This window comes from Rhizobium sp. Rhizsp82 (assembly GCF_047325115.1).
Lineage (GTDB): Bacteria > Pseudomonadota > Alphaproteobacteria > Rhizobiales > Rhizobiaceae > Rhizobium.
Genome location: NZ_CP168570.1, coordinates 3,067,956 through 3,088,067, shown reverse-complemented (window position 1 = coordinate 3,088,067; position 20,112 = coordinate 3,067,956). Strand labels below are relative to the sequence as shown.

19 protein-coding genes and 1 riboswitch are annotated in these 20,112 nt (G+C 62.3%); of the genes, 10 read left to right on the top strand and 9 right to left on the bottom strand.

Translation table 11 applies throughout. From position 1 onward, the window contains the following. The first annotated feature begins 12 nt into the window (after window positions 1-12). The gene (locus ACEN84_RS20340; RefSeq protein WP_413709710.1) at window positions 13-1,344 is read left to right on the top strand and encodes a diguanylate cyclase; all 1,332 of its coding nucleotides are present in this window, start codon (window positions 13-15) and stop codon (window positions 1,342-1,344) included. A 31-nt stretch (window positions 1,345-1,375) separates the two neighbouring features. Here ACEN84_RS20340 and ACEN84_RS20335 read toward each other — a convergent pair whose 3' ends face one another. The 3 genes from ACEN84_RS20335 to ACEN84_RS20325 form a co-directional block, all read right to left on the bottom strand. Beyond that, window positions 1,376-2,395 carry a GlxA family transcriptional regulator gene (locus ACEN84_RS20335; protein WP_112715247.1) on the bottom strand — a complete coding sequence of 340 codons (1,020 nt, stop codon included), beginning with the start codon at window positions 2,393-2,395 and terminating at the stop codon, window positions 1,376-1,378. A 293-nt stretch (window positions 2,396-2,688) separates the two neighbouring features. Beyond that, entirely contained in the window at window positions 2,689-2,883 is a 195-nt protein-coding gene (locus ACEN84_RS20330) for a hypothetical protein (RefSeq protein WP_112715245.1), read from the bottom strand. Between the two features lie 63 nt (window positions 2,884-2,946). Next, window positions 2,947-3,168, bottom strand: coding sequence for a hypothetical protein (locus ACEN84_RS20325; protein ID WP_148194699.1), 222 nt, complete (start codon window positions 3,166-3,168; stop codon window positions 2,947-2,949). Between the two features lie 70 nt (window positions 3,169-3,238). Here ACEN84_RS20325 and ACEN84_RS20320 point away from each other — a divergent pair, with 70 nt between their 5' ends. Together ACEN84_RS20320 and ACEN84_RS20315 are read left to right on the top strand one after the other, a co-directional pair. Continuing rightward, window positions 3,239-4,180, top strand: a complete 942-nt coding sequence (locus tag ACEN84_RS20320) for a LysR family transcriptional regulator (protein WP_413709709.1) — start codon at window positions 3,239-3,241, stop codon at window positions 4,178-4,180. A gap of 97 nt (window positions 4,181-4,277) precedes the next feature. Beyond that, window positions 4,278-4,433 carry an entericidin A/B family lipoprotein gene (locus tag ACEN84_RS20315; protein WP_112715239.1) on the top strand — a complete coding sequence of 52 codons (156 nt, stop codon included), beginning with the start codon at window positions 4,278-4,280 and terminating at the stop codon, window positions 4,431-4,433. A 3-nt stretch (window positions 4,434-4,436) separates the two neighbouring features. On the opposite strand, the gene ACEN84_RS20310 is transcribed toward ACEN84_RS20315, so the two are convergent. After that, the gene (locus ACEN84_RS20310) at window positions 4,437-4,787 is read right to left on the bottom strand and encodes a hypothetical protein (RefSeq protein ID WP_112715237.1); all 351 of its coding nucleotides are present in this window, start codon (window positions 4,785-4,787) and stop codon (window positions 4,437-4,439) included. A gap of 98 nt (window positions 4,788-4,885) precedes the next feature. Further along, window positions 4,886-5,884 (bottom strand): glycine betaine ABC transporter substrate-binding protein, encoded by a 999-nt coding sequence (locus ACEN84_RS20305; RefSeq protein ID WP_413709708.1) that lies wholly within the window; start codon window positions 5,882-5,884, stop codon window positions 4,886-4,888. Window positions 5,885-6,334: 450 nt separating this feature from the next. Between ACEN84_RS20305 and ACEN84_RS20300 the strand changes: the two genes are divergently transcribed. Next, window positions 6,335-7,789, top strand: coding sequence for a cobyric acid synthase (locus ACEN84_RS20300; protein ID WP_413709707.1), 1,455 nt, complete (start codon window positions 6,335-6,337; stop codon window positions 7,787-7,789). On the opposite strand, the gene ACEN84_RS20295 is transcribed toward ACEN84_RS20300, so the two are convergent. Beyond that, window positions 7,786-9,576, bottom strand: a complete 1,791-nt coding sequence (locus ACEN84_RS20295; RefSeq protein ID WP_199629103.1) for a chloride channel protein — start codon at window positions 9,574-9,576, stop codon at window positions 7,786-7,788. The genes ACEN84_RS20300 and ACEN84_RS20295 overlap by 4 nt on opposite strands. 222 nt (window positions 9,577-9,798) lie before the next feature. Then, a riboswitch (cobalamin riboswitch) is annotated at window positions 9,799-10,192 on the top strand. Between the two features lie 290 nt (window positions 10,193-10,482). On the opposite strand from ACEN84_RS20295, the gene cobU reads away from it, so the two are divergent. The 5 genes from cobU to ACEN84_RS20270 are packed head-to-tail and all read left to right on the top strand — an operon-like array spanning window position 10,483 to window position 17,231. Further along, a complete protein-coding gene (gene cobU / locus ACEN84_RS20290) occupies window positions 10,483-10,995 on the top strand; it encodes a bifunctional adenosylcobinamide kinase/adenosylcobinamide-phosphate guanylyltransferase (protein WP_413709706.1) in 513 nt (170 codons plus the stop codon). Window positions 10,996-10,999: 4 nt separating this feature from the next. Next, on the top strand, window positions 11,000-12,049 hold the full coding sequence (gene cobW / locus ACEN84_RS20285; RefSeq protein WP_413709705.1) for a cobalamin biosynthesis protein CobW: 1,050 nt from the start codon (window positions 11,000-11,002) through the stop codon (window positions 12,047-12,049). A gap of 3 nt (window positions 12,050-12,052) precedes the next feature. Beyond that, window positions 12,053-16,159, top strand: a complete 4,107-nt coding sequence (gene cobN / locus ACEN84_RS20280) for a cobaltochelatase subunit CobN (protein ID WP_413709704.1) — start codon at window positions 12,053-12,055, stop codon at window positions 16,157-16,159. 14 nt (window positions 16,160-16,173) lie between these two features. Then, on the top strand, window positions 16,174-16,806 hold the full coding sequence (gene cobO / locus ACEN84_RS20275; RefSeq protein WP_413709703.1) for a cob(I)yrinic acid a,c-diamide adenosyltransferase: 633 nt from the start codon (window positions 16,174-16,176) through the stop codon (window positions 16,804-16,806). Continuing rightward, window positions 16,806-17,231, top strand: a complete 426-nt coding sequence (locus ACEN84_RS20270; protein WP_130278092.1) for an EamA family transporter — start codon at window positions 16,806-16,808, stop codon at window positions 17,229-17,231. Before cobO ends, ACEN84_RS20270 begins: the two co-directional genes overlap by 1 nt. On the opposite strand, the gene ACEN84_RS20265 is transcribed toward ACEN84_RS20270, so the two are convergent. Both ACEN84_RS20265 and ACEN84_RS20260 read right to left on the bottom strand, forming a co-directional pair. Next, a complete protein-coding gene (locus ACEN84_RS20265; RefSeq protein ID WP_413709702.1) occupies window positions 17,228-18,022 on the bottom strand; it encodes a helix-turn-helix domain-containing protein in 795 nt (264 codons plus the stop codon). The genes ACEN84_RS20270 and ACEN84_RS20265 overlap by 4 nt on opposite strands. Then, the gene (locus ACEN84_RS20260; RefSeq protein ID WP_413709701.1) at window positions 18,022-18,387 is read right to left on the bottom strand and encodes a nuclear transport factor 2 family protein; all 366 of its coding nucleotides are present in this window, start codon (window positions 18,385-18,387) and stop codon (window positions 18,022-18,024) included. The genes ACEN84_RS20265 and ACEN84_RS20260 overlap by 1 nt, the downstream gene beginning before the upstream one ends. Window positions 18,388-18,552: 165 nt before the next feature. Between ACEN84_RS20260 and ACEN84_RS20255 the strand changes: the two genes are divergently transcribed. Continuing rightward, window positions 18,553-19,221 carry a cysteine hydrolase family protein gene (locus tag ACEN84_RS20255; RefSeq protein WP_413709700.1) on the top strand — a complete coding sequence of 223 codons (669 nt, stop codon included), beginning with the start codon at window positions 18,553-18,555 and terminating at the stop codon, window positions 19,219-19,221. A 9-nt stretch (window positions 19,222-19,230) separates the two neighbouring features. Here the strand turns inward: ACEN84_RS20255 and ACEN84_RS20250 are convergent, their stop codons facing one another. Beyond that, complete coding sequence (locus ACEN84_RS20250; protein WP_130278095.1) at window positions 19,231-20,016, bottom strand: TSUP family transporter; 786 nt, start codon at window positions 20,014-20,016, stop codon at window positions 19,231-19,233. Window positions 20,017-20,112: the final 96 nt, after the last annotated feature.

The following is a 20,112-nucleotide window of genomic DNA, read 5'->3' as shown; positions in this document are numbered from 1 at the left end:
GTAGGGGACTGAATGGCTTTCCAGGCGGATTTCAATCGGGACAGTTCCGCGCCGCGTTTCGGCGGCCATAAGATACTGCTGGTTGAAGATTCCCGCATGTTTTCCGCGGTTTTGTGCCATCGCTTCCAGACGGAGCTCGGCCTGAACGTCAAAGCCTGTCCTTCGCTCAAGGCGCTGCAGGAGGCGCTGGCCCAGGATTCTCACGGCTACACAATGGCCGTTGTCGATCTCAATCTGCCGGATGCGCCCTATGGCGAGGCGCTGGACTGCGCGATCGAGCACAAGATCCCGGCGATCGTTTTTACCGCGACATTCGACCTCGAGACGCGCAACAGGATCATGGAGCGCAATGTCATCGACTATGTGCTCAAGGACAATGAATTCGCGCTCGACAATCTGGTCTCGACCGTCCGCAGGGCGATCACCAATCGCAAGACGCGGGTGCTTGTCGTCGATGACGTCGCATCGGCGCGTCAAGTGCTGGTCGATCTCCTGACGGCGCAGCAATATATGGTGGTTGAAGCCAATTCTGGGCTGGAGGCGCTGGCGGCGCTGGAGGCCTATAGCGACATCGAGCTGGTGGTCACCGATCATCACATGCCTGACATGAGCGGCTACGAGCTGACGCGGCGCATCCGCCATCGCTTCGGCTCCGACAAGATCCGGGTGATCGGTGTGTCCTCGTCGAACGACAGGATGCTTTCGGCGAGTTTCCTGAAGGCCGGGGCGAGCGATTTCGTCTACCGGCCCTTCGTTGCCGAGGAGCTGCAGTGCCGTATCGCCAACAATGTCGAGACGCTGACGCAGATGAAGCAGCTGCGCGCTGCCGCCGCCTGCGATTATCTGACGGGTCTCTATAACCGGCGCTATTTCTATGATTACGGCCCGAAGGTCGTGAACGAATGTCTGCGGCAGAAGTCGGCGAGCTCGGTCGCCATTCTAGACATCGACCATTTCAAGCGGCTGAACGATACCTATGGTCACGAGATCGGCGATAAGGTGCTGATCGCGGTGGCCGCGCGGCTGGCGACGATCTTCGAGGGCAGCGACAATCTTCTATCGCGCCTCGGCGGCGAGGAATTCGCCATTCTCTTCCCGATGATGGATTCGCAGGCGGCGACGAAGCTTTGCGACGAGGTGCGCTCGGATCTGTCGCGGCTCAAGGTTTCGGCCGACGACGAGGAGCTGTCGGTGACGGTCTCCATCGGCGTTGCCGAAATTGCCGGCTACGAGACCTTCGAAAACTATCTGAACGCTGCGGACCAGTTCCTCTACATGGCCAAGCACAAGGGCCGGAACATGGTCTATTCGGATGCCCGCATGACGGAAGAAGCGGCGCAATAGGCGCCGCTCCGAATGTCCAATCCCGCTATTTTCAGGCTGCCAGCGCCTGGCGCGCCGTTGCCATGGTCATCTTGCGTTCGGCACGCTCCTGCTGGGGCGAGCGGTTGTAGAGTTCGCGATAACACTTGGAGAAGTGCGAGGCGGAGACGAAGCCACAGGCGACGGCCACTTCGACCACAGGCATCGACGACTGCACCAGGAGATGGCGGGCGCGGTCGAGGCGGATTTCCAGATAGTAGCGAGCAGGCGAACGGCCCATTTCCTGGCGGAACAGGCGCTCGATCTGGCGGCGCGACAGGCCGGCGCCATCGGCGATCTCCAGCAGCGACAGCGGCTCGGCGAGATTGCCTTCCATTAGCTCGATGATGGAGAGAACCTTGGCGTTCTGGACGCCGAGGCGGGCGCGCAATGGCAGGCGCTGGCGGTCATGCGGGCTGCGGACGCGGTCCGTCAGGTGCTGCTCGCAGATGCGGTTGACGAGGCTTTCGCCGAAATCCTGGCCGACGAGGTTCAGCATCATGTCGAGCGAGGCGGTGCCGCCGGCGCAGGTATAGAGATTGCTGTCCACTTCATAGAGATCGGCATAGACCTCGGCCTGCGGGAAGGCTTCGGAGAAGCCCGGCAGGTTTTCCCAGTGGATCGCGCAACGCTTGCCATTCAGGAGCCCTGCCTGAGCAAGCAGATGCGCGCCCGTACAGAGACTGCCGACGGCGACGCCGCGGTTATAGCTTTCGCGCAGCCAGGCGTTGACGGACTTGTTGTTGAAGTCCTCGACATCGATGCCGGAACAGACGAGCACCATGCTCGGGCGGTTCTCGCCGCCGAGATGACGGCGCTCTTCGGCGAGCGAGGAGTTCGCTTCAACGCCGATGCCGCAGGAAGAATAGACCTTGTTGCCGTCAACCGAGGTGAGGCGCCAGGTATAGGCCTGATAGCCGAGCATACGGTTGGCGATGCGCAGTGTGTCGATCGCCGCCGAGAACGGCAGCATGGTGAACTGGGGAACCATGAAGAAGACGAGAGAGCGCTTCTTGGTCAGCATCTTGTTCATTGAGCAAAATCCATGCTGGAGGGCGATGCATATTGGTTGCCTGAAATGCGTCGCCTAGATGTTCCAAAAGCGACATTCGCATGGAAATATGCGGCTAGTAAGAGCAATTTTGCGACATTGTCGGAAAGGGCTTCCGTCAATTGCCCAAAGCGAGGGTCAAAAGTCGCGCGGTGAAACTGCTTTCAAATATATGCTTCTGAAATTCAAGATTAAATTTTGCCGCCCGGAAACGATGAGGGCGGCGCTGCCAGTGGCAGGACGCCGCCCTCACGCTGGGAGGTATGTCGCATTCATTACATAACCTTGCGTTCGTCCGCGGCTTCTGCCGACGGGTAGCCAACGTCCTTGCGGATGTCGAACGGCATGGATTCGATTTCACGCGCTGCCTGCCACTGCTGCCAGGAGTGCGAAACCTTCTGAAGAAGGCTGCCTACGTCGAAATGCAGGCCGGATGAGCTCTTGCTCTCGCGATAGGTGATGGTGGTCATTGTCCTCGTCCTTTGTTCGTCAGGCGTGTTGCGCCTGTTCCACATATTAGATCTTGCTATCCATCAATCAAACGAATTGATTTTATGGATACCATCAGTTTTGTTGAAGCTCTTCGTCATCAGCTCACGCTCGGCTGCGGCGGCTGCGTAAGGATCGACATCGGCGATCAGGTGATGGGGCAGGGCCGTCATCTGGCGCATCGTGTTGTTCCAGGCGGTGCGCTGGATCTGCCGCGAGCGGAGCGCGAAGAAGGCGTCAATTGCGGTCTGTACAGTGTCAGTCATCATGGCCTCCTGTGTTCGTGTTTCAGCCATGAGTAAAATATAAGGTTCGATTGACTTTCAAACAAACGAAATGATATGGTGTTTAAATTCAGAAAAATTGAAAGATGCGCCGATGACGATGCCCTTTCGCAGGCCTATCCCGCTTCTCGATAACGACGTTCTGCGCACCTTCGTGGCAATCGCGGAAACCGGCAATTTTTCGACTGCGGCCGAAGCGGTGTTCAGGACGCCGTCGGCCGTCTCCATGCAGATCAAGAAGCTCGAGGAACAGCTCGGCGCGACGCTGTTCATGCGCGACGCGCGCTCGGTGACGCTGACGCAGCATGGCGAGCTGCTCTTGACCTATGCGCGCAACATCCTGGCGCTCTCCAACGAGGCCGTGTCGCGCTTCATCATGCCCGAACTTAGCGGCGTCGTCCGTCTCGGCGCACCTGAAGATATCGGCGAGCGGCTGCTGCCGAGCATTCTGAAGAGTTTTGCCGAGAGCTATCCCGGCATCATGGTCGATGTGACGATCGACATGAGCATCGGCCTGAAGAAGCGGATGGAAGAGCAGCGCCTCGATCTGGCGCTCGTCAATTTCGCGACCAGGCCTTTCCCGACCGGCGGCGAGATCGTCTATCGCGAGAAGCTCGTCTGGGCCGGTGCCAAGTGCGGCACGGCGCATCGCAAGGAGCCGCTGCCGATCTCGATATGGGAAGAGGGCTGCATCTGGCGCCAGGAAGCGTTGGCGCAGCTCGAGCGCAACAAGCGGCCTTATCGCGTCGCCTATCTCAGCGGTCACACGATGGCGCAGCGCGCTGCCGTGGTGTCCGATCTGGCGATCGCGCCGCTGCCGCGCTCCTATGTCAGCGAAGACATGGTGATCCTCGGCGCTCAGGAAGGTTTGCCGGAACTCGGCTCCTTCGAAATCCGGCTGCTGACGGCATCGCAGCTTTCCGGGCCGATGCAGGCGGTGGCCGACAGCATTCGCCATGCCTTTGCCGAAAAAGCCAAGGCCGTCGCCGCCTAAGCCATTATTGGCGTGAACCTTTTTGGCTTTGGCGCGTTAATCGCCCGGAGCGGCGCCCGCCGCTTTGGAGAGGTCATATTTGCAAAGGATTTCCAAAATGACGACGACAGCCAAAATCGGTGCTGCCTTCCTGCTTCTGCTCGCCCTGTCTTCCTGCGGCAACACGATCCGCGGCATGGGCCGCGATACGGCCAACGCCGTCAACGCCACGCAGGATGCCGGCCGCTCGGTTGACCGCGCGGCGCGCCATTAACGATCAGATCTTGGCTGCCGGATAAGCCTTTTCGAGGCCGCCGGAGCGGGAGAGACCATTGCGGAAGGCCTGATAGGCCGGATGCTGGCTCGACTTGGCGGCCTCCATCAACCGGATCTGAAGACGGGCAGGTGCAGCCGTGCCGATCCATGTCCCCGTCGTCTCAAGCTTCAGCGAATTCAGGAAGCGGCTCTCCGCGGAGAGATCGAGATAGCGGTGCAGGCCATCGACCAGATTGTCGTCCTGCGCGACGTTTTCCATCAGCAATTCGATATAGGACTTGTCGGCGTCACTGGCGCCGGCAAACTTCTGGGCAACGGTTTCGCGATCGGGGAAGGAAGCGGCTGGGGTCATCGGGTACCTCAAGAAAATCGTTTTGGCGCGCAACAGAGGCGCGGTCGTTATCGGTTCTTCCTTTTGCCCGCTCTGGCCTTCGCGAAGCTTGCAGCGCTTTAGAGCGCGCGCTTGACCCGTGCGGCGATCTCTTCGGGAACCCAGGTGGTCCAAAGCTGCGGATAGTTCTCCAGGAAATAGACGGCGGCGTTCCGGCTGCTTTCGCTGTTCTCGTCCTGCCAGGCCAATACCTCATTGATCGTGCCGTTATCCCAGCTGCGCTTGCGCAGGTAGTCCATTGCCGGGCCGGCGCGATCGGCAAAGGCCTTCGTGGTGACGGTGACGCCCTGCGAGGTCGGGTATGCATTGCGCCGCGGGCGGGCGCAGCCGGAGACCGCCGTGCAGGTGTTCCACTCCATCTCGCTATAGGGAACGCCCATGCCGAGGCGGATCATGTCGTATTTTCCGATGAGGGCGGTCGGCGCCCAGTAGTAGCCGAGCCAGCCGCGCTTGCGCTCGAAGGCATCGGCGATCGAGGCGTCCAGGTCTTTCGGCGTATCGGCGCTGATCAGGTTGAAGCCCTTGGCTTCGGCATAGTAGGCCTTGAACAGGTTCTGCGTGGTGATCTTGCAGCTCCAACCCGTCGGGCAGTTGAAGACCGCGCCTTTTGCGGGGTCGTTCTCATCGGGGAACAGATCGGGCCTTGCGAGCGCATCCTCGATCGTCTTGATCGACGGATTGGCATCGGCAACGAATTTCGGGATCCACCAGCCCTCGACCGCGCCGTCGGCGAGGATCTCGGCGCCCTCGACCAGCCGCCCGGCGGCAATCGCCTTGGAGAGCTCGATCTCGACGCCCTTGACCCAAAGCTCGGGCGCGATATCGGGCGTGCCCTTGCCATCCATGGATGCGAAAGTCGGCATGGTATCGCCGGGGACGATCTCGACGCTGCAGCCGTAGCCGGCCTCCAGGATGATCTTGTCGAAATTGGCAGCGATCGCAGCCGACCCCCACTTCATCTCGGCGATCGTCACCGCGCCGCAACCTGCCGCTACGGCAGCTGAAGCGCAGGCCCAGGCCATGGCTGACAGGAACAGCATTCTCAATGCGGCCTTCATCTGCGCTTCCTTTGTTCCACTTGTGATTTTTTATTTTGCCGATGGTAATGCCGAAAAGGTTGAGATCAACTTTCTCAGGTTGAATTTTTCTGGGCTAAATCTTTGATTTGTATCGGCTAATATTACGGGTTCGCGCAACTTTCCGTTAGGTGAGTGCAGGAGTCGGTTTCGCGTCGCGGTCAATAAAAGTTCAAAAAAGGTCGAAATTCATCTTTGCTTAAGAGCTCAATAACTCTCCGGTAAGAATGTCGCGCTATCAGTGTAACCACGGCGGGGGACAAACCGCCGGTTCTCCGGATCAGGTTCTGCGTCCCGGAGAGCACGAGTTTCGCCGTGTATGGGCGATACGCCAGAGTTTTACGGCAAACCGCGCGGCTCCCGGCTGGCGCGGTTTTCGCGTTTTGGGACCTGCCGTTGACCGCGCGCGGCAACGCGTTGTAGGCGTCATCCATGACCAGAGCCATCATGCTTCAGGGAACAGGATCGGATGTCGGCAAGACGGTGCTCGTCGCCGGGCTCTGCCGGCTGGCGGCCAATCGCGGGCTGACCGTTCGTCCCTTCAAGCCGCAGAACATGTCGAACAATGCTGCCGTCGCCGATGACGGCGGCGAGATCGGCCGGGCGCAGTGGCTGCAGTCGCTTGCCGCGCGCACGCCGTCCTCCGTTCACATGAACCCGATCCTGCTGAAGCCGCAATCGGAGAATGGCAGCCAGATCGTGGTTCAGGGCAAGGTCTGGGGGCAGGCGAAAGGGCGCGACTATCAGCGCCTGAAACCGCAGCTGCTCGAGTATGTTCTCTCCAGTTTCGCGACGGTTTCTGAAGGCGCCGATCTCGTCATCGTCGAGGGCGCGGGATCTCCGGCGGAGATCAATCTGCGGCCGGGCGATATCGCCAATATGGGCTTTGCCACGCGGGCGGGCGTGCCGGTCGTGCTGGTCGGCGATATCGACCGCGGCGGCGTCATCGCCTCGCTGGTCGGAACGCATGCGATCCTCGATGAGCGGGATCGCGGCATGATCTCCGGCTATATCATCAACAAGTTCCGCGGCGACGTTTCGCTCTTCGATGACGGGATCTCCGCGATCGGGCGCTATACGGGCTGGCCGTGTTTCGGCGTGGTGCCGTGGCTGAAGGCTGCCGGCGGTCTTCCGGCCGAAGATTCCGTCGTTCTCGAAAAGCTGGCGCGCGGAAGACCGGCGGCGCTGAAGGTCGCCGTACCCGTGCTGCCGCGGATTGCCAATTTCGATGATCTCGATCCGCTCCGCGCGGAAGAGGATGTCGAGCTTGTCTTCGTAAAGGCCGGCGACAGTCTTCCTGATGATGCCGCTCTCGTCGTTCTGCCGGGCTCGAAGTCGACGATCAGCGATCTCGCGGATTTCCGCGCAGCCGGCTGGGACCGCGATCTCGCGGCCCATATGCGGCGTGGCGGGCGGGTGATCGGCATTTGCGGCGGCTACCAGATGCTTGGGCGCAAGGTTCACGATCCACTCGGCATCGAGGGCAGTGCGGCTGAGACGGACGGGCTTAGCCTTCTCGACGTCGAGACGGTAATGGCGCCGGAAAAGGTCGTGCGCAACAGCCGCGCGGTCTCCGCCGAATATGGCACGCCGCTTTCCGGCTATCAGATCCATCTGGGCGTGACGGAAGGCGCGGATTGCGACCGCCCGTCGGCCCAAATCGACGGCTTGCCTGACGGTGCGATCTCCACCGATGGCCGGGTGATGGGCACCTATCTGCACGGGCTGTTTTCGAGCGACTCCTACCGCGCGCGACTGCTCGAAAGTTTTGGTCTCGCAGGCGAACGGAAGAGCTATGCCGAAAGCGTCGACAGGGCGCTGGATGACGTGGCGGCCGAGCTGGAGCGCCATCTCGACCGCGACTGGCTGCAGCGGCTGCTGGGCTAGATTTCGCCAGAAACCTCGCGGCGGCGGCGGTCCAGTTCTTCCGTATAACGGCGCAGCGTATGGCTTTCGCTGAGCTGGCCGACGACCTTTCGCTCGATCAGATTGTTGAGCACGGCCAGCGCTTCGCTCTCGGTCTTGTCGAAGATCGCGGCGGCCTGCTTGGCGTTCATCTGCGGCTGCAGGAAGTCGTTCTTGTAGCGGATGAAGCTCTCCAGGCCCTTGCCCTCGTCATCCGTATCGATCGGATTGGAATGGATTTCGGGAACGAGCACGAGGCCGGCATATTTGCCGGTGTCATCGACGAGGATGACGCGCTGCGTCGAACCGGCCGGGAAGGTCTTTTTGAATTCCTCGACGGAGGTCGCGACATTGGCGGTCTTCACGTCGGCGCGCATCAGCTTGCCGACCGTCAGGTTGCGGATCCAGCCGACATCATGGGCGCTGCGAATGCTTTCGCCACGCAGATGGAAGCGCCATGTGGCGAAGGAGTAGCCGAAGGTGGTGCGCACGACGAGCGAGGATGTGATGACAGCGGCGAGCACCAGGGCGGTGATCGGGAAGTCGCCGGTGATCTCGAGCGCCAGGAAGGTCATCGTCAACGGTCCGCCGATGATGGCGACGGCGAGCGAACTCATGCCGACGACGGCATAGACCTCCGGTGTCAGTGACGCATGCGCGAAGAACGGCGCCGAATAGGCGAAGAGCTTGCCGAGCAGGGCGCCCATGAACAGCGAGGCGAAAAACAGGCCGCCTCTGAAGCCGGAGCCGATCGATACGGCGGAGGCGAAGGATTTCAACAGCAGAATGCCGATCAGCGCCGGGATCGCCACCTGGTGCGACAGGTTGAGATGCAGGGCGCCATGGCCTGCCGAGAGCACTTGCGGCGAAATCATCGCCAGCAGGCCGACGACGATGCCGCCGAGCGCTGGGCGGGCATAGGTCGGCACCGAGCTCTTTCGCGCCAGTTCCTCGATGAAGGAGACGCCCTGCATGATCAGGATGCCGGCACCGGCGCAGCAACCGCCGAGCAGGATCGCCGGAACGTAGTCGGCCGGAACGACGCTGCCGAATTGGCCGACATCGATGGTAAAGTCGCTGCCGGCCAGCAGGCGGGCGATCAGCGTCGAGAGCAGTGCGGAGACGACCACGGGGGTCAGCGAGACGATCGTGTAGGTGCCGATGATCAGCTCGAAAGCGTAGAAGGCGCCCGTCAGTGGCGCGTTGAAGGCGGCGGCGATGGCACCGGCCGCGCCGCAGCCGACGAGGACGCGCAGATCGGCGCGGCGCAACTGCAGCTTCAGGCCGAGCTTGGAGGCAAGACCGGCCGCAAGCTGCGTATAGCCGGCCTCGAGGCCGACGGAGGCGCCGAAGCCGTTTGAAATCAGGTTCTGGATGGCGACGATCACGCTATCGGTCAGCGACAGCCGGCCGCCATGCAGCGCGTTCGCCTCGATCGGGTCGACCATCGGCTTCTTGCGCGTTCTGCTGAGGATGAACAGCAGCAGACCGAGAAGCAGACCGCCGCAGATCGGCGCCAAGAGCAGGAGCAGCTTGTTGTCGATCTCCGACGAGCTGAGACGATCTACATCGCTGATGCCGAAGATCAGGCTGTGCATTTCGCGCGAGATCAGACTCATGCCGGTCACCGCGCAACCGGCGATGATGCCGACAGCGCCGCCCGCGAAAACCATGCCCATTTCATTCTGGCGCGCCAGCGCGCGCAGCCGCGCCATATCGAATTTGAGATGGCGCCGCGCCAGGCGGCCGATGTCGGTTTTCGTGAGCATGGTGAGAGAACTAGGCGATGGAATGCAGGATCAAGGAAGCGCGCTTTTTGCGCCGCATGATTTCGCGAGCAATTGCAGCAAAAGAGAGGCGGCCGCAAGTGAAATTTCGACTTAAGTCAATGAATTTAATAGACTATCTGTTTGGTAGACTCAGTCGGGTTAAGAGCGGGCTGTTTGGATCGTCCTGGCATCGATTGACTTCGCGTGGCCGCACGCCTAACGATGCGTTCAATTACGGATGGTTCCGGGGCAGCGGTTGCTGCCCGGGATGAAAAGGGAATGTGACGGGGCGGACCCAAACCGGGCGCCTTCATCACAGCCGACCCCGCGACTGTAGAGCGGTCAGGGTCTTCCATCCGGTGCACCGGCACCACTGCCTCATCGCTGCATTCCGCAGCAGGGCAATGACTGATGGACACCGGAAAAGCCACTGGAAATGCATCGTGATCAGCCGGGGCAGGACGCCTCTTATTCTACGAATCGTCCGCCTTTTCACGAAAATGCAGCCGGGAAGGCGAGGAAGATCCGCTGGCACGATCAGGGATGGCCTTTCGGCCGTCCCTGTCGGGGCCGACAACCGCGAGCCAGGAGACCTGCCATCTGTGCCGGGCGAAGAGCCCCTTGGGCATTCCCGCCCGCTGCCAGCACGGAGGTTGTCATGGCTGAAACGAGAATTTTCATGCCGCTATGTGCGGCGCCTCAGAGGGTTTCCCTCACTCCTGTGGTCTTAGGACTGCGCCCACTGGATGTCACAGGAATCCAGCAGCGGCGCGTCCGCGCCGTGAATGAATCGAACCACGGAAAAGAGTCTTCTGTGCCCAAGGACTTGGGCACGCTGGATTCCTGTGCCAAGCACAGGAATGAGGGAGGCGTATGGGATAGCCGCGCAGAGACGGCGGCCTTCGCATGAGCAGTGCGACTTTCATCCTCGGCGGCGCCCGGTCCGGCAAATCCCGCTTCGCTGAAAATCTCATCACCGATACCGGTCTCGAACGTCACTATGTGGCGACGGGACGGGCATGGGATGAGGAGATGCGGGCGCGGATCGATCAGCATCGGGCCGATCGCGGGCCGTCGTGGCAGACGCATGAGGAGCCGCTGCAGCTTGCCGAACGGCTGGCGGCGATCGACGGCGAGGGGCGGGCGATCCTGGTTGATTGCCTGACGCTGTGGGTCACCAATCTGATGACGGACGAGCGCGATGTGGCGGCGGAAAGTGCCGCGCTCGCGGCCTGGCTGCCGAAGGCGAAGGCGCGGCTTGTTCTTGTTTCCAATGAAGTCGGCCTCGGGATCGTTCCCGAAAACCGGATGGCGCGGGATTTTCGCGACCATGCGGGGCGGCTCCACCAGATGATCGCGGGCTGCGCCGCGGACGTGTATTTTATCGCGGCAGGCCTGCCGCTGAAGATGAAGGGTTGAACGAATGAACCAGCAGAAAATCCCCGCAACCGTGATCACCGGCTTCCTTGGGGCCGGCAAGACGACGATGATCCGCAACCTGCTTTCCAACACCGGTGGCAAGAAGATCGCGCTGATCATCAACGAATTCGGCGATCTCGGCGTCGATGGCGATGTGCTGAAGGGCTGCGGTGCTGAAAATTGCACCGAGGACGACATCATCGAGCTCACCAATGGCTGCATCTGCTGCACCGTCGCCGACGATTTCATTCCGACGATGACCAAGCTTCTGGAGCGCGACCAGCGCCCCGACCATATCGTCATCGAGACCTCGGGTCTGGCTTTGCCGCAGCCACTGGTCGCTGCCTTCAACTGGCCGGATATCCGCAGCGAAGTCACCGTCGATGGCGTCATCACCGTGGTCGATAGCGCCGCAGTCGCTGCCGGGCGCTTTGCCGATGACCACGACGCCGTCGAGGCGCGCCGTGTCGAGGACGAATCCCTCGATCACGAAAGCCCGATCGAGGAGCTGTTCGAGGATCAGCTGACCTGCGCCGATCTCATCGTCCTCAATAAGACCGATCTGCTCGATGCGGCCGGCATCATCCGCGTCCGGGATGAGGTTGCGTCGCGCATCGCCCGCAAGCCCGCGCTGATCGAAGCGAAGAACGGCGATGTCCCGGCCAGCGTTCTGCTCGGCCTCGGCATCGGCACGGAAGAGGATATCGCCAACCGCAAGTCCCATCACGAACTGGAGCATGAGGATGGCACGCCGCACGACCACGACGAGTTCGACAGCTTCGTCGTCGAGCTCGGCACGCTTGCCGACCCTGCCGGTTTCATCGAGAAGCTGAAGGGCGTAATTTCAGAGCATGATGTGCTGCGCCTGAAGGGCTTTGCCGACGTCTCCGGCAAGCCGATGCGCCTGCAGATCCAGGCTGTTGGCAGCCGTATCGACCAGTATTTCGACCGGGCCTGGGCGCCGGGTGAAACGCGTGGCACGCGCCTCGTCGTCATCGGCCTGCACGACATGGGCGAAGCCGCCGTGCGCAAGGCGATCGAGGCGCTGGTCTGATCCATGCATCTGCTCCTCGCCCAGAAAGGAACGATCAGCGATGGTGACGAGGCGATCGATCTCGGCCAGTCACCCGGCGATATCCTGTTCCTTTCTGCGGCGGATACGGAGCTTTCGGCGATCGCCGCCGCCTACAGTCAGGGCGGCGGTTCACCGCTGACGCTGCGCGTCGCCAGCCTGATGAGCCTGAAACACCCGATGTCCGTCGATGCCTATGTCGAGCGGACGGCGCGGCACGCGAAGCTGATCGTCGTCCGGGCGCTCGGTGGTGCCAGCTATTTTCACTATGCTCTGGAGGCGCTGCATGCCTGCGCGGCCCGCAGTGGCGCTCGGATTGCGGTGCTGCCTGGCGATTCCAAGCCGGATGCGGGGCTGACGCCGTTTTCCAATGTCGATCTCGATGATCTCAATGCGCTCTGGTCCTACCTGATCGAGGGCGGCGACGAGAATTCGCGCCGGTTTCTGGATTATGCGGCGGCGATGATTGCCGGTGGAGAGAAGCCGGGTGCGGCTGCGCCGCTGATGAAGGCGGGGATCTGGTGGCCGGGGCGGGGTGTTGTCGGGGTCGAGGAGTGGCGGACGCTTTCGGCGGAGATGCTGCGGGTTGCGGTACCCCCCTCTGCCTTGCCGGGCATCTCCCCCACAAGGGGGGAGATTGGCTGGGCGGACCCGCTCGTTTCGACCTCGATTGTTTGGGGAGAAGCGTCCCACGAGTCGATCTCCCCCCTTGTGGGGGAGATGTCCGGCAGGACAGAGGGGGGCGACCTATCCTCCACCGAAGCCCCCATCGCAGCCATCAGCTTCTACCGAGCCCTCGTCCAGAGCGGCGAAACCAAGCCGATCGAAGCGATGATCGAGGCACTGGCAGCGGAAGGCCTGCGGCCGCTGCCGGTCTTTGCCTACAGCCTCAAGGATCCCATCTCCACGGGCATCATCCAGAGCGTCTTCGCCGAGGCCGCACCCGATGTCGTCGTGAACACAACAGGATTTGCCATCTCCGCCCCCGGCGCCGACCGGCAGCCGACTGTCCTCGAAGCCACCGGCGCCGTCGTGCTGCAGGCGATCTTTTCAGCCTCCTCGAAGGAGGCATGGAGCGGGTCCTCACAGGGCCTGTCAGCCCGCGATCTCGGCATGAATGTCGCGCTTCCCGAAGTCGATGGCCGGGTGCTGTCGCGCGCCGTGTCGTTCAAGGCGGCGGCGCGCTACGATGCCAATGTCGAGGCCAATATCGTCGGCAGCGAGCCGGATGCCGGGCGGATGCGCTACACGGCCAAACTTGCCGCCCATTGGGCGAGGCTGCGGCGCAAGACAGTAGCGGAGCGCCGGGTGGCGCTGGTGATGGCCAACTATCCGAACCGCGACGGACGGCTCGGCAACGGGGTCGGGCTCGATACGCCCGCCGGGACTGTCGAGGTGCTGAAGGCGTTGCGCGAGGCGGGTTACGGCGTCGATGCGTACCCGGCTGACGGCGATGCGCTGATGCGGCATCTGATGGACGGGCCGACCAATTCCGGGCGCGATGGGCGCGTGATCCGTGAGCGGCTTTCCTCGAGTCGGTACAAGACTTTCTTCAAAAGTCTTCCGAAAAAGATTCAAGACGAGGTGACGGCGCGGTGGGGCAGTCCGGAGGCGGATCCCTATTTCGTCGATGGCGGCTTTGCCCTGCCGTTTTCGCGGCTTGGCAACGTGCTGATCGGCATCCAGCCGGCGCGGGGCTACAATATCGATCCGAAGGAAAGCTACCATTCGCCGGATCTGGTGCCGCCACATGGCTATCTCGCTTTCTACGCTTTCCTGCGCCAGGAATTCGGCGCCGATGCCGTCATCCATATGGGCAAGCACGGCAATCTCGAATGGCTGCCGGGCAAGGCGCTGGCGCTGTCGGAGGAATGCTATCCCGAAGTGATCCTCGGGCCGCTGCCGCATCTCTATCCCTTTATCGTCAACGATCCCGGCGAGGGCACGCAGGCCAAGCGCCGCACCGCCGCCGTGATCATCGACCACCTGACGCCGCCGCTGACGCGGGCTGAAAGCTACGGACCGCTGAAGGATCTGGAGGCGCTGGTCGACGAATATTACGAGGCCTCCGGCGGCGATCCGCGTCGCATCCGGCTGCTGTCGAAACAGATCCTCGATCTTGTCGCCGATATCGGTCTCGACAGCGATGCCGGGATTGCCAAGGGTGAGGCTGAGGACGAGGCGCTGAAGAAGCTCGACGCCTATCTCTGCGATCTCAAGGAAATGCAGATCCGTGATGGGTTGCATGTGTTCGGCGTGTCGCCCAAGGGGCGGTTGCTGACCGACCTGACCGTGGCGCTGGCGCGGGTGCCGCGTGGGCTCGCCGAGGGTGGCGATCAGAGTTTGCAGCGGGCGATTGCTTTGGATTTGGGATTGGGTGTTGCGGGTGCGGCTCTACCCCCCTCTGTCCTGCCGGACATCTCCCCCACAAGGGGGGAGATCGACTCGCGGGACGCTTCTCCCCAAACAATGAAGGTTGAGGCGAACGGGTCCGCCCAGCCAATCTCCCCCCTTGTGGGGGAGATGCCTGGCAAGGCAGAGGGGGGTGCCCCTCCTCATACGCCTTTCGATCCCCTCGACTGCAACATGGCCGCCCCTTGGACTGGCCCCAGACCGGCGATCCTCGCCGACATCCTCGACAGCCCCTGGCGCACCCATGGCGACACCGTCGAGCGCATCGAGCTGCTCGCCGCCAAGTTGGTCTCCGGCGAAACACAGTGCCCTTCCACCTGGCCGCAAACCCGGCAGGTGCTCACCACCATCGAATCCCACCTGAAACCTTCGATTCTCGCCTGCGGCCACGCCGAAATCTCGGCGCTCCTCACCGGTCTCGACGGCCGTTTCGTGCCTCCCGGCCCCTCCGGCGCCCCGACACGCGGGCGTCCCGACGTTCTCCCGACGGGGCGGAATTTCTATTCGGTGGATAGCCGCGCCGTCCCGACGCCGGCCGCCTATGAGCTCGGCAAAAAATCCGCCGAGCTTCTGGTGCGCCGCTATGTACAGGATCATGGCGAGTGGCCGGTGTCCTTCGGGCTGACGGCCTGGGGTACGTCGAACATGCGCACGGGCGGGGACGATATCGCCCAGGCGTTGGCGCTGATCGGCGTCAAGCCGGTCTGGGACATGACCTCGCGCCGCGTCACCGGCTATGAAATCATTCCACCTGCGATGCTGCGCCGTCCGCGGGTGGATGTGACGCTGCGCATTTCCGGCTTCTTCCGCGACGCCTTTCCGGAACAGATCGCGCTGTTCGACAAGGCTGTCAGGGCGGTCGGCGCTCTCGATGAGGATGCTGACGACAATCCGATTGCGGCGCGCATGCGCGGCGAAGCCATGCGGCTTGCGGCGTCTGGTCTGGACGAAGCTTCCGCGATGAAGCGGGCCGGTTATCGCGTCTTCGGTTCGAAACCCGGCGCTTACGGAGCCGGGCTGCAGGCGCTGATCGACGAGAAGGGCTGGGAGCGGCGCGCCGATCTGGCCGAGGCTTATCTGGTCTGGGGCAGCTACGCCTATGGTGCGGCCGAGGAAGGCCGGGCCGAGCGTGGCATTTTCGAGGAGCGGTTGCGGTCGATCCAGGCGGTGGTGCAGAACCAGGACAACCGCGAGCACGACCTGCTCGACAGCGACGATTACTACCAGTTCGAAGGCGGGATGGCGGCGGCGGCCGAGCATGTCGGCGGCGTCAGACCATCGATCTATCACAACGACCATTCGCGGCCGGAAAAGCCGGTGATCCGCTCGCTCGAGGAGGAGATCGGCCGAGTCGTGCGCGGGCGCGTCGTCAATCCGAAATGGATCGATGGCGTCATGCGCCACGGCTACAAGGGCGCCTTCGAGATCGCGGCAACCGTCGATTATCTCTTCGCCTTCGCGGCAACGACGGGTGCCGTCGGAAATCATCATTTCGAGGCGGTCTATCAGGCCTTCGTCGCCGATCCCAAGGTGCGCGATTTCATGGCCGAGAAGAACCCGGCCGCACTTGAAGAGATGAAGGAGCGGCTGATGGAGGCGATCGACAGGCGCCTCTGGACGCCGCGCAGCAATTCGGCGCGCTTCGACTTAGCGCCCCATATCCATACTGAAACAGCATAAGACTGGACATGACGATGAGCGAAGAGACTGTAGGAACCGGCGAGAAAGACGATGCCCGCCATAACGAAAAGATGGCGAAGAAGAAGGCTGCCCGTGACAAGATCATGGCCACCAAGATCGATGAGAAGGGCCTGATCATCGTCCACACCGGCAAGGGCAAGGGCAAGTCGTCCTCGGCCTTCGGGATGATCTTCCGCCATATCGCCCATGGAAAGCCGTCGGCCGTGGTGCAGTTCATCAAGGGGGCGATGTGGACCGGCGAGCGCGATCTGATCGAGAAGCATTTCTCCGATATCTGCCAGTTCCACACGATGGGCGAGGGCTTTACCTGGGAGACGCAGGACCGCGCCCGTGACGTGGCCGCCGCCGCCGCCGCCTGGGAGAAGGCGAAGGAGCTGATCCGCGACGAGCGCAATTCGATGGTGCTGCTCGACGAGATCAATATCGCGCTGCGCTACGACTACCTCGACGTGAACGAAGTGGTCGCATTCCTGCGGGATGAAAAGCCCTATATGACTCATGTCGTGCTGACCGGCCGCAATGCCAAGGACGAGCTGATCGAGCTTGCCGATCTCGTGACCGAGATGGAGTTGATCAAGCATCCGTTCCGTTCCGGCATCAAGGGGCAGCCCGGCGTGGAGTTCTGATGACGCAAAGCTGGCTATTCTGGGCGGTGCTTTCGGCGGCCTTTGCGGCGCTGACGGCAATTTTCGCCAAGATCGGGGTGGCCGGCGTCAATTCGGATCTGGCGACGCTGATCCGCACCGTCGTCATCATCCTGATCATCACGGCGATCGTCGCTGCGACCGGCCAGTGGCAGCCGATCTCCAGCATATCAGGCAAGACGTGGCTGTTCCTGGCGCTTTCGGGCGCGGCGACGGGCGCGTCGTGGCTCGCCTATTTCCGGGCGCTGAAGCTTGGCGATGCGGCCCGCGTCGCGCCGATCGACAAGCTCTCCATCGTTCTCGTCGCCGTGTTCGGCGTCGTCTTTCTCGGCGAGAAGCTCGGGCTGGTGAACTGGCTCGGAGTGGCGATGATTGCTGGCGGCGCGCTGCTGCTGGCGCTGTTCTAGTCTATCATTCCCCTGAGAAGCGCAGCCGTTTCCTCGTCGGCGGGGAAGAAGGATTCGATTGCCAGTTCCGAGAGCGTGACATCGACGGGCGTGCCGAACACCGTCGTCGTCGAGATCAGCGATAGCGTTCCCCCGGTCGTGCGCAGTTTCAGAGGAACGGCAATTCCCGCATAGTCGTGTCTGGCCTCATCGGCGGGTTCACCGCCGGGCGAGAGCTGTTGCAGTTCCTTGAGCAAGCCGCCGAGGATCGGGTCGGCAGTCATGTCGATCTGCTGGCGAAGCCGTTCCAGCAGGTGGGCGCGCCATTCCGCGAGATTGACGATATCGGGCGCCAGTCCCTCGGGATGCAGGCTGAGGCGGAGCACGTTGACCGGGCCTTCGAGCAGGCTTGCGTCCCTGACATTGCGCAGGAGCGGCGCGATCGCTGCATTGGCTGATATCAGCGTCCAGTGACGATCGATGGCGAGCGCCGGGAATGGCTCATGCGCTTTCAGCACCATGTCGATCGCCTGGCGGGCTGGCTTCAGCGCCGGATCGTCGAGGGAGCGTTCAGCAAAGAGCGGGGCATAGCCGGCAGAGAGCAGCATCGGGTTGCGGTCGCGAAGCGGCACGCCGAGCCGTTCTGCCAGATGCAGCAGCATGTCGCGGCTGGGCGTCGAGCGCCCGCTCTCGATGAAACTCAGGTGTCTCTGCGAAATCTCGGCTTCGAGCGCCAGATCGAGCTGGCTCATGCGGCGAAGCTTGCGCCATTCGCGGAGGTGGTCACCAAGAGAGCGGGCTGACGGGATCATTATGCGGCTTCCGGAACGAGATCGAGGAACCCGTGTACGGCTTTCAGGCGGCCGTCTTCGAGCAGGGCGAAGTCGGTTCCCTTGATGACAGCCTCGCCGCCATCGGGCCCGAGACCCCAGGAAAAGCGCAGGTTGTCGCCGTGGCCGTCGACTGCACCGATCAGATTGAAGCGGAAGCCGGGAAAGCGGGTCTGAACGGCTTCGACGAGGGCGTTGATCTGCTCATGGCCTTCGCCGCGCATCAGCGGGTCGATATAGACGGCGTTCTCGGTCCAGCCTTCGGCGATCAGCGCCTTGCGGCGGCCGGCATCTTCCTCGTTCCAGATGGCGATGTAGCGTTCGGCCTTGTTGGTCGCGTCGGTCATTCTCTGTCTCCTTGTGATCGCCCGGTTCGTCCAGGCAGGGCGATCATCGGCAAAGGGTGGCCGCTCATCAATTACGCGAGAGGTAATCATGCTCGCGGCTTGGTGATTTGACAGTGCGTGTCGCGGTCAGAAGATTTCCGTCAGGATTTCGAGAAGGAGGATGTCATGGGTTTTCCATCAGTGATGCGTAGCGCGGGTATCGCGATCATCGTTTCCGTCGCGGGTATATCGGCGGCGCATGCGGCGACCATTGTCGACGAGTGGAAGAAGATCAAGGCGCCGGCGGCACCCAAGCTCGGCGAGGTGACGGTCGATCCCTCGACGACGGCGCTGCTGCTTCTCGATTTCAACGGGGCGCAGAACCCGGAGAAGGGGCCGTGCAACACCAAGGTCAAGCCGCGCTGCATCGCCGAGCTGCCGCATGTGGCGAAGCTGATGAAGGAGGCGCGCGATAGCGGGACGCCCGTGGTCTACAGCATCACCTCCAACGCGGCGCCGGAAGATATCGCGACGGTGCTGGCGCCGAAGGGTGGCGATCCGATCGTGAAGTCGGGCGCCAACAAGTTCATCAATACCGACTTGGAAAAGATCCTCGCCGACCGGCATATCAAGACGGTGATCGTCACCGGCACGGCGTCCGAAGGTGCGGTGCTGAACACGGCCGCCTATGCGGCGCTGAAGGGCATGGATGTGGTGCTGCCCGTCGATGGCATGTCGTCCACCGATCCCTATGCCGAGCAGTATGTCACCTGGCATTTCGCCAATGCGCCCGGCGTTTCCGCCAAGACCAAGCTGACGAAGATCGATGCGATCAAGTTCGGCAAGGCGGGCTAGGAAAAAACCCTAGACGCCGAGCCAGACGCGCAGCGGATTGGCCGGATCGGCGATCAGCTTGATCGCGAAGGCGATGCAGACGACGACGAGCAGCGGCTTGATCAGCCTGGCGCCGGTGCGCATCGCAAGCCGCGAGCCGACCTGCGCGCCGATGAACTGGCAGACGCCCATCATCAGACCGACGGTCCAGAGAGTCGCGCCGAAGGAAGCGAAGACGATCAGCGCGCCGACATTCGAGCCGAGGTTCAGAAGCTTGGTATGGGCCGTCGCCTTCAGCATGCCGAAACCGGCAAGCGTGACGAAGGAGAGCATCAGGAAGGAGCCGGTGCCGGGTCCGAAGACGCCGTCATAGAAGCCGATCAGCGGCACGAAGGTCATGCCGAAGAGATAGGGCGTAATGCGGCGATGGGTGTCGAGGTCGTTCAGGTTCGGCTTGAAGGCGAAGTAGAGGGCGATGGCCACCAGCAGCACCGGCATGATGGCGCGTAGGACGTCGCCTGGGACGATCGTTGCCAGCGCGGCGCCGAGTGCGCCGCCCATCAGCGCCATCATTGCCATCGGCAGCTGCTCGCGCAGGTTCACATGGCCCTTGCGCGAATAGGCGAGTGTCGCGGACGCGGCGCCGAACATCGACTGCACCTTGTTGGTCCCGAGCGTCTGCAGCGGCGGAATGCCGGCGATCAGCATGGCGGGAACGGTGATCAGGCCGCCACCGCCGGCGATGGAATCGACGAAACCGGCACAGAAGGCAGCGAGGCAGAGAAGGGCGAGAAGATGGGGGGCAATATCGGACAAGGAAGGACTCTGAATGCAGGCGTGATGGAAATCGGCGCCATGTTGCATTTCCGGCCCCGGGCTGCAATGGCTGCGGGGACACAGTTTTCTCCTTTC

Coding starts and splice junctions, on each gene's coding strand:
- ACEN84_RS20340 (WP_413709710.1), top strand. CDS start 13: ATGGCTTTCCAGGCGGATTTCAATCGGGACAGTTCCGCGCCGCGTTTC.
- ACEN84_RS20335 (WP_112715247.1), bottom strand. CDS start 2,395: ATGAACAAGATGCTGACCAAGAAGCGCTCTCTCGTCTTCTTCATGGTT.
- ACEN84_RS20330 (WP_112715245.1), bottom strand. CDS start 2,883: ATGACCACCATCACCTATCGCGAGAGCAAGAGCTCATCCGGCCTGCAT.
- ACEN84_RS20325 (WP_148194699.1), bottom strand. CDS start 3,168: ATGACTGACACTGTACAGACCGCAATTGACGCCTTCTTCGCGCTCCGC.
- ACEN84_RS20320 (WP_413709709.1), top strand. CDS start 3,239: ATGATATGGTGTTTAAATTCAGAAAAATTGAAAGATGCGCCGATGACG.
- ACEN84_RS20315 (WP_112715239.1), top strand. CDS start 4,278: ATGACGACGACAGCCAAAATCGGTGCTGCCTTCCTGCTTCTGCTCGCC.
- ACEN84_RS20310 (WP_112715237.1), bottom strand. CDS start 4,787: ATGACCCCAGCCGCTTCCTTCCCCGATCGCGAAACCGTTGCCCAGAAG.
- ACEN84_RS20305 (WP_413709708.1), bottom strand. CDS start 5,884: ATGAAGGCCGCATTGAGAATGCTGTTCCTGTCAGCCATGGCCTGGGCC.
- ACEN84_RS20300 (WP_413709707.1), top strand. CDS start 6,335: ATGACCAGAGCCATCATGCTTCAGGGAACAGGATCGGATGTCGGCAAG.
- ACEN84_RS20295 (WP_199629103.1), bottom strand. CDS start 9,576: ATGCTCACGAAAACCGACATCGGCCGCCTGGCGCGGCGCCATCTCAAA.
- cobU (WP_413709706.1), top strand. CDS start 10,483: ATGAGCAGTGCGACTTTCATCCTCGGCGGCGCCCGGTCCGGCAAATCC.
- cobW (WP_413709705.1), top strand. CDS start 11,000: ATGAACCAGCAGAAAATCCCCGCAACCGTGATCACCGGCTTCCTTGGG.
- cobN (WP_413709704.1), top strand. CDS start 12,053: ATGCATCTGCTCCTCGCCCAGAAAGGAACGATCAGCGATGGTGACGAG.
- cobO (WP_413709703.1), top strand. CDS start 16,174: ATGAGCGAAGAGACTGTAGGAACCGGCGAGAAAGACGATGCCCGCCAT.
- ACEN84_RS20270 (WP_130278092.1), top strand. CDS start 16,806: ATGACGCAAAGCTGGCTATTCTGGGCGGTGCTTTCGGCGGCCTTTGCG.
- ACEN84_RS20265 (WP_413709702.1), bottom strand. CDS start 18,022: ATGATCCCGTCAGCCCGCTCTCTTGGTGACCACCTCCGCGAATGGCGC.
- ACEN84_RS20260 (WP_413709701.1), bottom strand. CDS start 18,387: ATGACCGACGCGACCAACAAGGCCGAACGCTACATCGCCATCTGGAAC.
- ACEN84_RS20255 (WP_413709700.1), top strand. CDS start 18,553: ATGGGTTTTCCATCAGTGATGCGTAGCGCGGGTATCGCGATCATCGTT.